This is a genomic window from Janthinobacterium sp. EB271-G4-3-2, from assembly GCF_020858035.1.
GTDB lineage: Bacteria > Pseudomonadota > Gammaproteobacteria > Burkholderiales > Burkholderiaceae_D > Janthinobacterium > Janthinobacterium aestuarii.
Genome location: NZ_JACYMG010000001.1, coordinates 957,519 through 969,432 on the forward strand (window position 1 = coordinate 957,519; position 11,914 = coordinate 969,432).

Annotated in this window: 11 protein-coding genes; 2 read left to right on the plus strand and 9 right to left on the minus strand. The window is 65.6% G+C overall.

Translation table 11 applies throughout. The features are described 5' to 3' along the window. Nucleotides 1-71: 71 nt before the first annotated feature. Nucleotides 72-194: a hypothetical protein gene (locus tag IGS55_RS27850; RefSeq protein WP_256267169.1), complete on the plus strand. Its 123-nt coding sequence runs from the start codon at nucleotides 72-74 to the stop codon at nucleotides 192-194. 22 nt (nucleotides 195-216) lie between these two features. On the opposite strand, the gene IGS55_RS04190 is transcribed toward IGS55_RS27850, so the two are convergent. The 8 genes from IGS55_RS04190 to IGS55_RS04225 are packed head-to-tail and all read right to left on the minus strand — an operon-like array spanning nucleotide 217 to nucleotide 8,000. Continuing rightward, nucleotides 217-1,281, minus strand: a complete 1,065-nt coding sequence (locus IGS55_RS04190; protein WP_230516129.1) for an ABC transporter substrate-binding protein — start codon at nucleotides 1,279-1,281, stop codon at nucleotides 217-219. 48 nt (nucleotides 1,282-1,329) lie between these two features. Continuing rightward, entirely contained in the window at nucleotides 1,330-2,385 is a 1,056-nt protein-coding gene (locus tag IGS55_RS04195) for an ABC transporter substrate-binding protein (RefSeq protein ID WP_230516130.1), read from the minus strand. Nucleotides 2,386-2,424: 39 nt separating this feature from the next. Further along, nucleotides 2,425-3,306, minus strand: a complete 882-nt coding sequence (locus IGS55_RS04200; RefSeq protein ID WP_230516131.1) for an ABC transporter ATP-binding protein — start codon at nucleotides 3,304-3,306, stop codon at nucleotides 2,425-2,427. Beyond that, entirely contained in the window at nucleotides 3,303-4,568 is a 1,266-nt protein-coding gene (locus IGS55_RS04205) for an MFS transporter (protein WP_230516132.1), read from the minus strand. Before IGS55_RS04205 ends, IGS55_RS04200 begins: the two co-directional genes overlap by 4 nt. After that, a complete protein-coding gene (locus IGS55_RS04210; RefSeq protein ID WP_230516133.1) occupies nucleotides 4,561-5,325 on the minus strand; it encodes an ABC transporter permease in 765 nt (254 codons plus the stop codon). Before IGS55_RS04210 ends, IGS55_RS04205 begins: the two co-directional genes overlap by 8 nt. Beyond that, the gene (locus IGS55_RS04215; RefSeq protein WP_230516134.1) at nucleotides 5,322-6,158 is read right to left on the minus strand and encodes an ABC transporter permease; all 837 of its coding nucleotides are present in this window, start codon (nucleotides 6,156-6,158) and stop codon (nucleotides 5,322-5,324) included. Before IGS55_RS04215 ends, IGS55_RS04210 begins: the two co-directional genes overlap by 4 nt. Further along, complete coding sequence (locus IGS55_RS04220; protein WP_230516135.1) at nucleotides 6,155-7,228, minus strand: ABC transporter substrate-binding protein; 1,074 nt, start codon at nucleotides 7,226-7,228, stop codon at nucleotides 6,155-6,157. Before IGS55_RS04220 ends, IGS55_RS04215 begins: the two co-directional genes overlap by 4 nt. Before the next feature lie 22 nt (nucleotides 7,229-7,250). Further along, a complete protein-coding gene (locus IGS55_RS04225; RefSeq protein WP_230516136.1) occupies nucleotides 7,251-8,000 on the minus strand; it encodes a class II aldolase/adducin family protein in 750 nt (249 codons plus the stop codon). Nucleotides 8,001-8,226: 226 nt separating this feature from the next. On the opposite strand from IGS55_RS04225, the gene IGS55_RS04230 reads away from it, so the two are divergent. Continuing rightward, the gene (locus IGS55_RS04230; protein ID WP_230516137.1) at nucleotides 8,227-9,279 is read left to right on the plus strand and encodes an ABC transporter substrate-binding protein; all 1,053 of its coding nucleotides are present in this window, start codon (nucleotides 8,227-8,229) and stop codon (nucleotides 9,277-9,279) included. 50 nt (nucleotides 9,280-9,329) lie between these two features. On the opposite strand, the gene IGS55_RS04235 is transcribed toward IGS55_RS04230, so the two are convergent. Further along, nucleotides 9,330-11,702, minus strand: a complete 2,373-nt coding sequence (locus IGS55_RS04235) for a TonB-dependent receptor (protein ID WP_230516138.1) — start codon at nucleotides 11,700-11,702, stop codon at nucleotides 9,330-9,332. Nucleotides 11,703-11,914: the final 212 nt, after the last annotated feature.

An 11,914-nucleotide genomic window follows, 5' to 3' on the forward strand; every position in this document is an offset into this window, starting at 1 on the left:
CCGGCCCGCACGATGAATTTCGGCAATAATATGACGGCAAACCTTCAGTGAACGTAGGAACGGAAAAGACGATGCACAAGAAACTCTGCGCTGCGGCGCTGATGCTGGGCGTGGCCCTGATGCTGCTGCAACTGCGCGCGCATGCGGGCGACGACGTGGTCAATGTGGCGGGACGCGTGTGCCTGCCGCACTGAGCCACGCGCCCGTCTTCCAGAACTACACCTTGGCCGGCTCCCAGTAACTGGCCAGGCCCAGCTTTTTCAAGCCTGCCGCGACAAAACGCGGTTCCAGCAATTCCTCCGCCGTCAGGGGCTGGCGGATCAGCTTTTGTTCCTGCGCAAACGCCAGCACCCGGCGGTAATGGCGGTACACGGCGTCGTCGTACAGGGGCGACCAGCGCTCCTTCCACGGCAAGCCCGGATCGTCATAGCTGCGCCGCACCACGCTGTCGGGCGTGCCATTGCGCGTGCCATCCTTGATGATCGCTTCGCGGTTGCCATCGAGCGCCGCCCAGTGCTGGGCCCGCAGCCAGGCCGTGGCCACCAGTTCGGCGATGTCGGGATGGGCTTGCGTAAAGTCGCGCCGCGCCCACAGCTCCGCCCGCATCTTGCGTTCGGGCAGCCCCTTGCTGGACCAGATGATGCGGCCGATGCCCTTGTCTTCCAGCGGATAGCCATTGATCATGAACAAGGCATCGACGGCGCCCGTGGCCAGCGCGGCCGTGCCCGGTTTCAAATCCATATTGATCAAACGAAAGTCCGTCGGCGACATGCGCTGGTCGGCGATCAGCTGGCGCAAGCCCAGTTCCCACGGCCGGCCCCGGTGCACGCTGATGCGCTTGCCCTTCAGGTCGGCCAGGGACGTGGCGCGCGAACCGGTGGGCACCAGCAAGAACTGGTCCGTGCCCCGCCCCGCCGGCACGATCACCTGCGTGCGCACGCCGCCCGCGTTGAGGATGACGGATGGCAAGTCGCCGTATGCGGCCATGTCGATGCGGCCGCTGGCGAACGCTTCATTCATGGTCGCGCCCGTGTCGCCCGTGACGGGCAGCCATTCCAGCCGCACGCCCCGTTGCTTCAGTTCGCGCGCCAGCCAGCCTTCCTGCTGTACCCGGTAAGCGATGCCGCCCAGCTCCGCCTTGCCGTTTTCCGCAAAACCCGTCGAGGCGATGCGCAGGGCCGCCGGCGGCGCCCCCGCCCCTTTCGCTGCCGACACCGCCGACACTGCCTGTCCCGCCAGGGGCAGCAAGGCCAGACCGCCCATCACCGTGCGTCGCCGCATCGCATTCTCCTCATCATCGAACATGGCCACTGTTGACGTGCTTCCCGCTCAAGCCGCCCGGCGCGTCTGCGCCAGCGCCGCGTCGAAAGGACGGGGATCGATCCACGCGCGCACGTCGACCTTGCTGGGCAGGAAGTTCCAGCGGAACAAAAAGTCGCTGAAGTCCTGCAAGCCGGCAACCGACGTTTCCGCCAGATCCGTGTCCAGGCGCAGATGGGCATCCTTGCCGTAGGCCACTTGCACCCAATGCTCGCTGGCATTCGATTCGCGCGCGAGGAAACGCCGCGTTTCGTCCGCATGGCCACGGGCCCACGCTTCGGCCCGCAGCACCTGGTCGACCAGGGTCACGGCGGAAGCAAAATGATTGTCGAGCAAGTGCGCATCGACGCTCAGGGTGCGCGGCGTGCCGTTGTTGGCGCGGATCAAGGGGTCCGGATGGATGCCCGTGTCGATCACCGTATGCAAGCCGAACTGCTGCGCCAGCTGGGCCGCTGACGCGCCTTTCAGGAAAATGGCGTCCACCTCGCCCCGCAGCAGTCCCAGCAGTTCCGGACTTTGGCCGCCGCGCCGCGTACCGCTGAACAGATTCGTCGCCGCGCCCTTCTCCGGCGCCGTCTCGCTCTGGCCCGTATTGACCACATAACCGACCAGTTCCACGTCATCAACAGCCAGCCCTTCCAGGCTCAGCGCGTTTTCCAGCCCGCGCAAGGCTTGCGCGCGCGCAAAGTCGATCTGCGCCTTGGCCCATAATGGCAAGCCGAAGCGCCGCCCCTTCAAGTCGCGCACGGTCTCGATGCCGCTGCCGGGCAAGGTCAATATCAGCTGCGTCTCGTCCGACCACGACAGGCCGATGACGCGCGTCTCGCGCCCCGCCGCGCGCGCCCACAGGGCGGGAATATTGCCGCCGTGACGCACGGAATTCTGCAAGGTATGGTCGAAATGCGATTCGCGCACGGCTTCCTGGTCGGATTCGCGCAAGGAGCGCAAGCTGGTGCCGTCGGCGCGCAACGCCTCTTCCAGCCAGCCTTGCTGCAGGGAAATGCCCAGGCCCGTGGGGACGGGACAGCGCGTGTACCACAGGGTGTCGAGTGTGTCATTGCTCATGGTGTATCTCCAGAGTGGGTGGACCAGTCAAAAAGGAAACTACAGCGCCATCCTGCGCGCCCATTCATTACCATCCCACAAGCTGCTGGGGTGTTCCTCCTGCGCCACCGGCGCATGCGATTCGTCGAGGTCGCTGAAATCCGCATGCAAGCCATCGCGGATGGACACAAAACCGGGCGAACCGCGCTGACGCGGGTGGGCCAGCGGCACGTCTTGCACCCGGCGCACCTTGCCGGGACGCGCGTCGAGCACGACGATGCGGTCGGCCAGGTAGACGGCTTCATCGATGTCATGCGTGACCATGACCATGGTGATGCCTTCGTCTTGCCACAAACGGCGCAGTTCCTGCTGCAGGCGCAAACGGGTCAACGCGTCCAGCGCACCGAGCGGCTCGTCCAGCAGCAGCACGTCGGGCCGCCCCACGAGGGCGCGGGCAATCGCCGCCCGTTGCGACATGCCACCCGACAATTGATGGGGATAAGCATCCGCATAGCCGTCGAGGCCCACGCGCGCAATTTCCGCCGCCACGCGCGCGGCGCGCTCGGCCAGCGGTACCCTGGTATTGCTGAAGGCCACGGCCACGTTCTGCTGCACCGTCAGCCAGGGAAACAGGCGGTGATCCTGGAATACGAGGCCCCGGTGCAAGTCCGTGCCACGAATCGGCACGCCATCGTGCAGCAGCAAGCCCGTGTAGTCCGTGTCGAGGCCCGCCAGCAGGCGCAGCAAGGTGGATTTGCCGCAACCGGACGCGCCCACGATGGCGACGAATTCGCCCGGAGCAATCGTCAGGGAAATATCGTCGAGCACAGGCAGCGGCGCGCCTTTCAGCGAAAACGACTTGCTCACGTGCTGCACTTGCAAGCCGCCGCTCAGGTGCTGCTGTTGCGGCGACAAGGCCGAAGGGGAAACGAAATCATTCATGGCGCACTCTCTGCGGTGGGGGCGAGGGAAGGAATGGCGGCGGGCGGCGCCCGGCGCAGCCAGCGGCTGCCGTGGAAAACCAGCCAGGCGGCCAGCCACGGAGCCAGCCAGATCAGGAACACATTACGCAGCCCCGTCAGGTCGGCCAGGCGGCCGGCCGCCAGCGCGCCAGCCGTGCCGCCCACCATGCCGAACAGGGTCAAGTGGGCCGAGACTCGGGCCTTGTCGACGGGCGCACGGGCGATATTGTCCGTATTGACGAGGTTATTCACACCCAGACCCAGGCCCAGCAGCACGGAGGCAGCCAGGTAGGCGATGCTGTTCGGCCACAGGCCGAGGATCAGCAAGGCGGCCATGATGGCCAGGTGGGCGCCGCCATACAGTTGCTCGCGGTGACGGCTGGCCAGCACGAAGCGCCCCAGGAACAGCAGCACGAGCACGCAGCTCAAGCCCTGCACGGCCATCAGCCAGACGGAGTGATGCGCAGGCCAATGCAGCACGCGGATGGCCAGCAGGATGGAAAACACCCCCACGCTGGAGGCCGTGAAGCTGGCAAGGATTTCAAACAGGTAAGTCACGCGCACGATAGGCAGGCCCAGCAGTTCGCGCAGGCTGGCCGCTCCGGGCAACAAGGCCCGGCCTTCCAGCTTGCGCGGCGCCGTATTGCTGGGTAACACTTGCCAGCCCAGTACGGCCAGGATGGCGAACATCAGGGCGGAGATCAAAAAGCCCGCCTTCAGCCCCAGTTGCGCGATCAAATAATTGCCGCACAAAGGCCCCAGGAACTGCATGCCGAGGATTAATGTGCCTTTGTACCAGCCGGCCTTGCCCTGCCCCAGTTCCGGCAGGCGCACGAGAAACACCGTACTCATGGCAACAATGCGCAGCGAGATGCACAGGCCGACGAGAAACATCAGCAGGGCCACCCATTGCCAGCCGGGCAGCCACGGCAGCACGCAAAAGGCCAGCGCCAGGCTCAGGCTCACTCCCGCATACAAATGCTTCGGACTACCGCGCGACAAGATATAGCCGGCCGGTATGGTACCGAGCGCCATGGCCAGGGTTTCCGCGCTGCTGATCGCGGCCAGCTGGAAATTGCTCACGTGCAGATGCAAGCCCAGCAAGGTGGCCAGCACCTTGTTCATGCCGATGGTCACGCCCGACAGCAAGGTCAGGCCGATAAAGCGCAGCAAGAAGGCGCGCAGCGCCCCTTCGCGCGCGCTGGCGGCCGCGTCTGGCTGGAATGGCGGGGATTCACTCACTGCTGCGCCCCTTCACCAGCAAACGCGCGAGACGCGCGAACGCCACGTTCATCGCTTGCGCCAGCAAGGCGATGACGAGCACGGCCAGCAAAACGACGTCCATGCGGCCCGACACTTCGCCATTGAGCAGCAAGGAACCCATGCCGGGGCCAGCCGAAAACAGCAGTTCGCCGCCCAGGCAGGCGAGCCAGGCGAACGCCAGCGCATGCGTGATACCGGTGACGATGGCCGGCATGGCGCCCGGCAACAGAATCTGGCGCAAGGTTTGCCAGCGCGTCAGGGTCAGCACCTGTCCCACTTCGCGCAGTCTCCCTTCCACCTGGCGCATGCCCGCATACGTGTTGAGCACCGTGGGATAGAAGGCGGCGATGGCGATCACCAGCAGCTTGGCGCCATCGCCATTGCCCACCCACAAGCCCAGCAAGGGGATCAGGCCCAGCAGCGGGACTTGGCGAATGCTGTGGAACAGCGGGCCGATCAGCCGGTCCGCCAGCGGCGACTGCGCCATCAGCGCGCCCGTGACGATGCCGGCGCTGCCGCCCAGCAGCAAGCCGGCCAACGTCCTGCCCAGGCTGGCGCGCAAATGCACCCACAGCTCGCCCGTGACGAGCAAGTCGCGCAAGCTGTGCGCCAGGTCGCCCAGCGACACGAAAATGTAGGCGGCGGCCGCGCCCTGGCCCGAGGCCCATTGCCAGGCGCCCAGCAAGGCCAGCGGCAGCAGCGCGCCCTTGATGAGCAGTACTAAACGCTGTTTCATGTGTTCTCTCCGCTACGTTTCCAGCGCATCAGCCGTGCTTCCAGCGTGTGGCAGAGCCGGTCCAGGCCAAAGCCGATCACACCCGTCAGCACCACGCCCACCATCACCACGTCGAGGCGGAACATTTGCCGGCCCATTTCCATCATCTGGCCCAGGCCGCTGTCGGCGGCCAACAATTCCGCGCCCACCAGCACCATCCACGAGCGCGACAGGGCAATGCGCATGCCCGTCAGCGCGGCCGGCACGATGGCGGGCAGGACGATCAGGCGGATGCGCTGCCAGCGCGAAAAGCAATACACTTGCGCCACCTCAAAATAGCGCTGCGACAGGTTGCGGATGGCGTCATGCACAGCAAGCGCGACGATAAAGAAACTGGCCTTGGCCACGATAAACACCTTGAAACTCTCGCCTATGCCGAACAGCAAGATAAACAGGGGAATCAAGGCCACCGTGGGCAGCTGGCGCAAGACATTGAACGTGGGGTCGACATAGCTGCGCAAGCCCGGCGACAGGCCCAGCACGACGCCAAACGCCAGCCCCCCGCTGGCGCCCAGGCAGAAACCGGCCAGCAGGCGGAACAGGCTGATGCCGAGGTGCTGGCCCAGTTCGCCGCTCTCGGCCAGGTCGCGGGACGTCAACAGCACTTGCCATGGCGACATCAAGATGTGCGCGGGCATCCACTCCCAAGTGGTGGCCGCCGTCCACAGCAGCAGCAAGGCCAGCGGCGAAGCCCACACGGACCAGGGCGAACGCACGAAGCGCCGCAGCCAGGGAACAGAAGCCGCACGCGCTGGCGCAGGGGCGCGCGGCAAGGCGATAGTCAAGGAAGTCATGGCGCCCAGTAAGTTTGCAATTTCAGCTGCGCCAGCGCCTGGTTGACGAACTGGGGCGCGAACAGGCTGTCCACTTGCAGGGGCCGCCCGATCAGGCCCGCGCTCTTCGCATACGCCGCCTCGCCCACGTAATGCTGGCGCAGGCTGGCCGTAAAGAGGGGCGACCAGCGCGCCTGCCATGGCGTATGGTCGCCCGCCAGTTCGCGCCGCACCACGCTTTCCACCTGGCCCGCGGCCGCCTCGGTGCGCACGTATTCATCTTCGCCGCCAGCGCCGGCGGCCCGGTGGTGCTCGCGCACATAGGCCGTCACCACCAGCTGGGCCAGCTGCGGATAGCTTTTCAGGAAACCGCTGTCGGCCCACAGTTCGGCGCGCATCTTCCAGTCCTGCGGCGGCGCCTTGCTGGCCCAGATGATCTTGCCCACCTTTTTATCCTCGAGCAGGAAAGCATCGCTGAGGGTGAAGAAGGCATCCGCGCCACCGGTCGCCACGGCCGCCGCGCCCGCCTGCGGATTGAGGTTGAGGATTTTCACGTCGCGCAAGCTCATGCCATTGGCTTCCAGCAAGCGCGCGAACGGGTATTCCCACGGCCGGCCACGGTGCAGCGCGATCTTCTTGCCCTTCAAGTCCTTGATCGACTTGGCCGTCGAGCCGTTCGGCACCACCAGATAGGTATTGTTGGCGCTGCCGCCGGGCAGGATCAGCCGCGTCTGCAAGCCCGAGGCATTGGCGATAATCGACGGCAGATCGCCATACTGGGCCAGGTCGATCGAATGGTTGGCAAACGCTTCGTTGACCTGCGTCGCCACGGAATTGGTCGTGACGGGCACCCATTCCAGCTTCACGCCCAGCTTGCCCAGCTCGGCCGCCAGCCAGCCTTGGGATGCCACCTGGGCGGCCGAGCCGGCAAACACGGTCTTGCCGGACGGCGCCGTGCGGGCCACGACGGCGATGCGCACGGCGGCCGGCAACGGCTCGGCGGCCGCCGCGATGGCTGGCGCCAGCAGGCTGGCTGCTAGGGCGGCCGCGGCGACTTTGCGCCAGCTCAAACGTAAGAATTTCAATGACATTGCGGGCCTGTTCTAGTAAGGGTTACACCAGGTCGGTGGCAGGCAGGAGCGACAGCGCGCGCGCCGTGTCGATCAGCTTGCTCATCTTCCATTGCTGCAGCAGCACGCCGGGGCCGAAGTCGCGCGAACCGCCGATGGCTTCGGCCGCGATCTGGATCTGCGCGCCCTCTTCCAGCAGCAGGATGAATTCGGCCAGCTTCAGCAAGCCCTGCTTGCCCCACACGGTGGCGCCGCCATTCGCTTCCAGGATGGCCGTCGCGTGCGTATTGCGCGCGATTTCGCTGAGGATGAAATCGACTTCCGGCTGGCGGCGGTCGATATAGATGGGAATTTCGCGGATCAGCTGAAAGCGCTGCACGGGCACGTAGCGGATCGGCAGGGTGCGGTGCGTCTGCGCCCACGCGCCCAGGGACGGCGAATGCACGTGCGAGATCGACGTGACCTCGGGCCGTTCGCGGAACAGTTTTAAATAGCGCGCGCCGCCGTTGTTCGCGTCACCCACGATCACCGTGCCGTCCAGCGCCAGCACGGCCGCCTTTAACGGCTGGCCGCGGCGGAACGGACCCGGATCGTTGACCACCACGACCTTGTCGCCGCCAGGGGTGCGCTCGACAAAGCCCACCGTGCCGTTGGCCGTCAGGCTGCCCGTCTCGCGCAAGCCGTCGAAGGCGATCTGCGCGTCGCGCCGCACCTGCTCGACGAAGGCCAGTTCGGCCGCCGTCAGATCCTGTGCCTGTACTTGCTGTGCTTCCGCTTGTGCCACGTCCGTCATGTCATGCTCCAGTCTTTGAGGTTGAGGTACGAATCAGTCATGCCTTTACTTCGCAAGACGCGTGCCAGCGCCGGGGCCGCGAAAATGGTGAAGCGCTGCTGCCTGCGCAACAGCGGCTGCTGGCGGGGCAGCAGCGTTGCCGGCACGCGCTGTCGGCAAATTAGCAAGCGGCGCGGGCACGTTTCCTGCACGGCTCAAGGCACCACCACCACCACCAAGGAATTCCATGACTACCGCACCATCTTCCGCCGTCGATACCGTCTGGTTCACCCGCTGCCCCGTGCCCACGGCGACGGGCCTGGCCTATAAACTGGGCTGGCTGGACGAGGAATTCGCCCGCGACGGCATCGCCCTGAAAACCCTGCAGGAAGTGGGCGGCGAACTGGCGCGCCACCATTACGACCACGGCTTGTCCACGCTCGTGCGCGAAGGCGGCAACCTGCTGGCTCTGCCAGCCCGCGCGCAAGGGGCGCCCACGCGCCTGATCGGCCTGACGTGGATCGATGAGTGGCAAGCCATCCTCGTGCGCCCCGGTTCCGGCATCGCCACGCCCGCGCAGCTGCAGGGCAAGCGCCTGGCGCTGCCCGCGTTCCGCGCCGAAGACTTGCGCGAGAACCGGCGCGGGCGCAGCATCGCGCGCGGCATGAGCCTGGCCGGCTACAAGGGCGTGCTGGCGTCGGCCGGCCTCACCTTGGACGATGTGCAGCTGGTGGAAGTGGGCGCCGACGCCCAGGCATCGGCCAATCTGGGCGCGGGCCTGTGGCAAGGCATCGCGCCGCTGCTGCGCGGCGAAGTCGATGCCGTCTACGTGAAAGGCGCGGCGGCGGCCGAGGCGGCCCGCGCGGCGGGGCTGGAGGTGGGGATCGACATCGACGCCCTGCCCGACCGGCGCTTCCGCGTGAACAACGGCACGCCGCGCCCGATCACCGTGCATGAAACCATGCTGGAGCAGCATTTCGAACTGGTCGTGCGCTTTTTGACGCAGACACTGCGCGCCGCGCACTGGGCCCGCAGCCACCAGGCCGACGTGCTGGCCATCCTGCAGGGCGAGACGCGGGCCGGCGCCGACGCCGTGGCCGAGGCTTATCGGGACGGTTTTCACCTGACCCTGGCGCCCGACCTGTCCGACGACAAGGTGGCGTTGTTCCGCCAGCAAAAGGATTTTCAGCTGCGGCATGGTTTTCTTGACCGCGACGTGGATATCGAGCGCTGGATCGACCGGCGGCCGCTGGAGGAGGCGCAGCGGCGGCTGGAGGCGCTGCTGCAAGTGGCGGCATAAACAACAAGGCCGGCGCGTTCGCCGGCCATTTTTACATCAATCAATCGCCGTCAGAACTGGATCGTGTACGACGCGCCCACCGTGCGGCCCTGGCCGATGATGACGGTGTCGCCGTTGACGGCGCCGGGCACGAAGCTGGTCAGGGTGTGGTTGCGGTAGACCTTGTCTGCCAGGTTGTTCGCATACGCCGTGATCCGGTGCCTGCCGCCCGGGAGCACGTACGACAGGCGGGCATTGGCCAGCGCGAAGCCGCCCTGGTTCAGCAGGTCGCGCGCGGCGTTTTGCGGGTCGACATAGTAGTACTGCTTCGATGTGTAGCGCACGTCGCCGCTGAAGACCAGCTGCGCGCCATTGCCCAGCGGGTAGCGGTAATCGGCCGCCAGCAAGGCCGTCACGTGGGGCGAGCGCACGAATTCATTGCCGGAGCGGTCGCCGCCATTGTTCTGGATGGCGAAGTCGTCGAATTCCGTGCGCAGCAGGCCGACATTGGCGTTGATGTGCAGATTGTCCGTCGGCTGCGCCTCGATCTCGAATTCCGCGCCATTCACATGGGCCTTGCGCACGTTCTGCAGGTAATTGACGCTTTGCGTGGGGTCGCCGTTGTACACGCCCGTGATATTGACCTGCACGTTCTTGTAGTCATAGTGAAAAACATTGGCGTTGAAATTCAAACGCCCGTCCAGCCACTCGGACTTGATGCCCGCCTCGAACGAGTTCAGGGTTTCGGGCTTGACCGTGTTCAGCGCCCGCACGTCCGTGGCGCTCGTGTTGTAGCCGCCCGACTTGATGCCATGCGCATATTTCAAATAGCCGCGCAAGGTGCGGCTGAAGCGGTATTCGGGCGTCACGTCATACGTGAGCGCGTTCCACGTGGTCGATGGATTCGACGTGAAGTTATTGTTGGCCACCGAGGCGGCCGCGTAATTGCCGCCCCGGACCGTGTTCCACCAGCTGGCCGCGTCGCCAAACGTCACCGTGTTCGATGCGGCCTGCACGCGCTGCAAGTCGAGGTCCTTGGTTTCCGTCGTCCAGCGCAGGCCGAAGGTGGACAGGAACTGTTCGCTGAAGTTGACGGTCGTGCTGCCGAAAATGGCCGCGCTGCGCGCCTTGTGCTGATAGATGGCGCGGTTGTAGCCGACGGGCTGCGTGCTGCCCGCCAGCGCCGGCACGGTGCCGTTGGGCAGGCGCGCGCCGGCCGAATCGGAATCGATCTTTTCATTGAAGTAGAACAGGCCCGCCACCCAGCTCACGGCGCCGTTTTGCGGCGACGTCAGGCGCAGCTCCTGCGACACTTGCCGGCTGCTGGCTTTTGAACGGCTGCGGCCCACTTCCAGCGGCGTGTTGTCGCTGTCGCCCGTCGCTTCGTTCCTGAAATTTTCATAGCCCGTGATCGACGTCAGGGTCAGCTCGCCCAGCGCGTATTCCAGGTTCAGCTGCGCGCCGCCCTGTTTCACGTCGCTGTCGGCCGGCGCATTCGTGCTGACGTCATCGGGATTGGTGCTGGGGACGTAGCCATTGCGGTACACGCCGTTGGCGCCATAGCTGGCCACCGTCGTCGTGGCGCCCTTGGTCGTGTAGTCGCGGTAATGCAGGTTCAAATTGGCCGTCAGGTCGCGCCCGATCAGGGCCTTGAGCTGGCCGCGGATGGCGCTGTCCTTGAGTTTTCCATCGCGCTCGCCCGTAAACTGGTTGCGGAAGCGGCCCTTGTCCTGCCGCTCCGTGTGGAAGGACAAGCGCCCCGCCAGCACCTCGTCGACGAGCGCGCCGCCAATGGCGCCTTCGGCCAGCTTGGTGTCGTAGCTGCCGTAGTCGAGCTTGGCGTAGCCGCTGGACTTGAACGAGGGTTTGCGCGAAATGACGTTGATGGCGCCGCCCGTCGTGTTCTTGCCCCACAAGGTACCTTGCGGGCCGCGCAGCACTTCCACCCGGTCCAGGTCGAACAGGGGAAAGCCCGTGGCGCTGGAATTGCTGATGTAGACGTCGTCGAGGTAGAAGCCGACGGGATTCGGGAAATCCACCTGCTGCTGGCCCGCGCCGACGCCGCGTATCCACCAGCGGGGGCGGCCATGCTGCTGCGTGCCGGCCGAAGCGTTCGGCACGTAATTGAGGATTTCGCTGGCCGAGCGGCCGATGCCCGTATCGAGCAGTTCCTTGCCACCGAGGACCGTGATCGCGCTCGGCACCTTCTGCGCCGATTCCTCGCGCTTTTGCGCCGTCACCGTCACCGATTGCAGGGAGGCGCCCTCGCCCCCGCCGTTCGCGTCGACGGCGGCAATGACGTCGGCGCCAGGCGCTTCGGCATGGACCATGCTGGAAGCGAGCATCAGGCCGCCGATGGCGAAGGCCGAGCGCAGCGCGCGGCGCACCGGCGTCAAATGGAAGGGGAAAGAAGAAACGGCGGCGGGGGCGGTCGAACGGCGCATGGGTGATTATCCTTGAGTAAAGTCAAAACGCGAGATGGTGATGACCTGTATTGCAAGGCGCATGCCCGCTGCCGCAGCGCAACAAAATCGTTCTTAAGTAATTGATTTAAAAGGAAGTCCATCATCATGATAGTGCTGTTGATTTGGCAGCAGCGGAACCGCCGCGTGCTGCCTGCGCGACAGCGGGCGGTGGTGCTGCTGTCGCGCCAACA

What these genes read in the sequence shown, in the direction of transcription:
- IGS55_RS27850 (WP_256267169.1), top strand. Translation starts at nt 72, where the DNA reads ATGCACAAGAAACTCTGCGCTGCGGCGCTGATGCTGGGCGTGGCCCTG.
- IGS55_RS04190 (WP_230516129.1), bottom strand. Translation starts at nt 1,281, where the DNA reads ATGCGGCGACGCACGGTGATGGGCGGTCTGGCCTTGCTGCCCCTGGCG.
- IGS55_RS04195 (WP_230516130.1), bottom strand. Translation starts at nt 2,385, where the DNA reads ATGAGCAATGACACACTCGACACCCTGTGGTACACGCGCTGTCCCGTC.
- IGS55_RS04200 (WP_230516131.1), bottom strand. Translation starts at nt 3,306, where the DNA reads ATGAATGATTTCGTTTCCCCTTCGGCCTTGTCGCCGCAACAGCAGCAC.
- IGS55_RS04210 (WP_230516133.1), bottom strand. Translation starts at nt 5,325, where the DNA reads ATGAAACAGCGTTTAGTACTGCTCATCAAGGGCGCGCTGCTGCCGCTG.
- IGS55_RS04215 (WP_230516134.1), bottom strand. Translation starts at nt 6,158, where the DNA reads ATGACTTCCTTGACTATCGCCTTGCCGCGCGCCCCTGCGCCAGCGCGT.
- IGS55_RS04220 (WP_230516135.1), bottom strand. Translation starts at nt 7,228, where the DNA reads ATGTCATTGAAATTCTTACGTTTGAGCTGGCGCAAAGTCGCCGCGGCC.
- IGS55_RS04225 (WP_230516136.1), bottom strand. Translation starts at nt 8,000, where the DNA reads ATGACGGACGTGGCACAAGCGGAAGCACAGCAAGTACAGGCACAGGAT.
- IGS55_RS04230 (WP_230516137.1), top strand. Translation starts at nt 8,227, where the DNA reads ATGACTACCGCACCATCTTCCGCCGTCGATACCGTCTGGTTCACCCGC.
- IGS55_RS04235 (WP_230516138.1), bottom strand. Translation starts at nt 11,702, where the DNA reads ATGCGCCGTTCGACCGCCCCCGCCGCCGTTTCTTCTTTCCCCTTCCAT.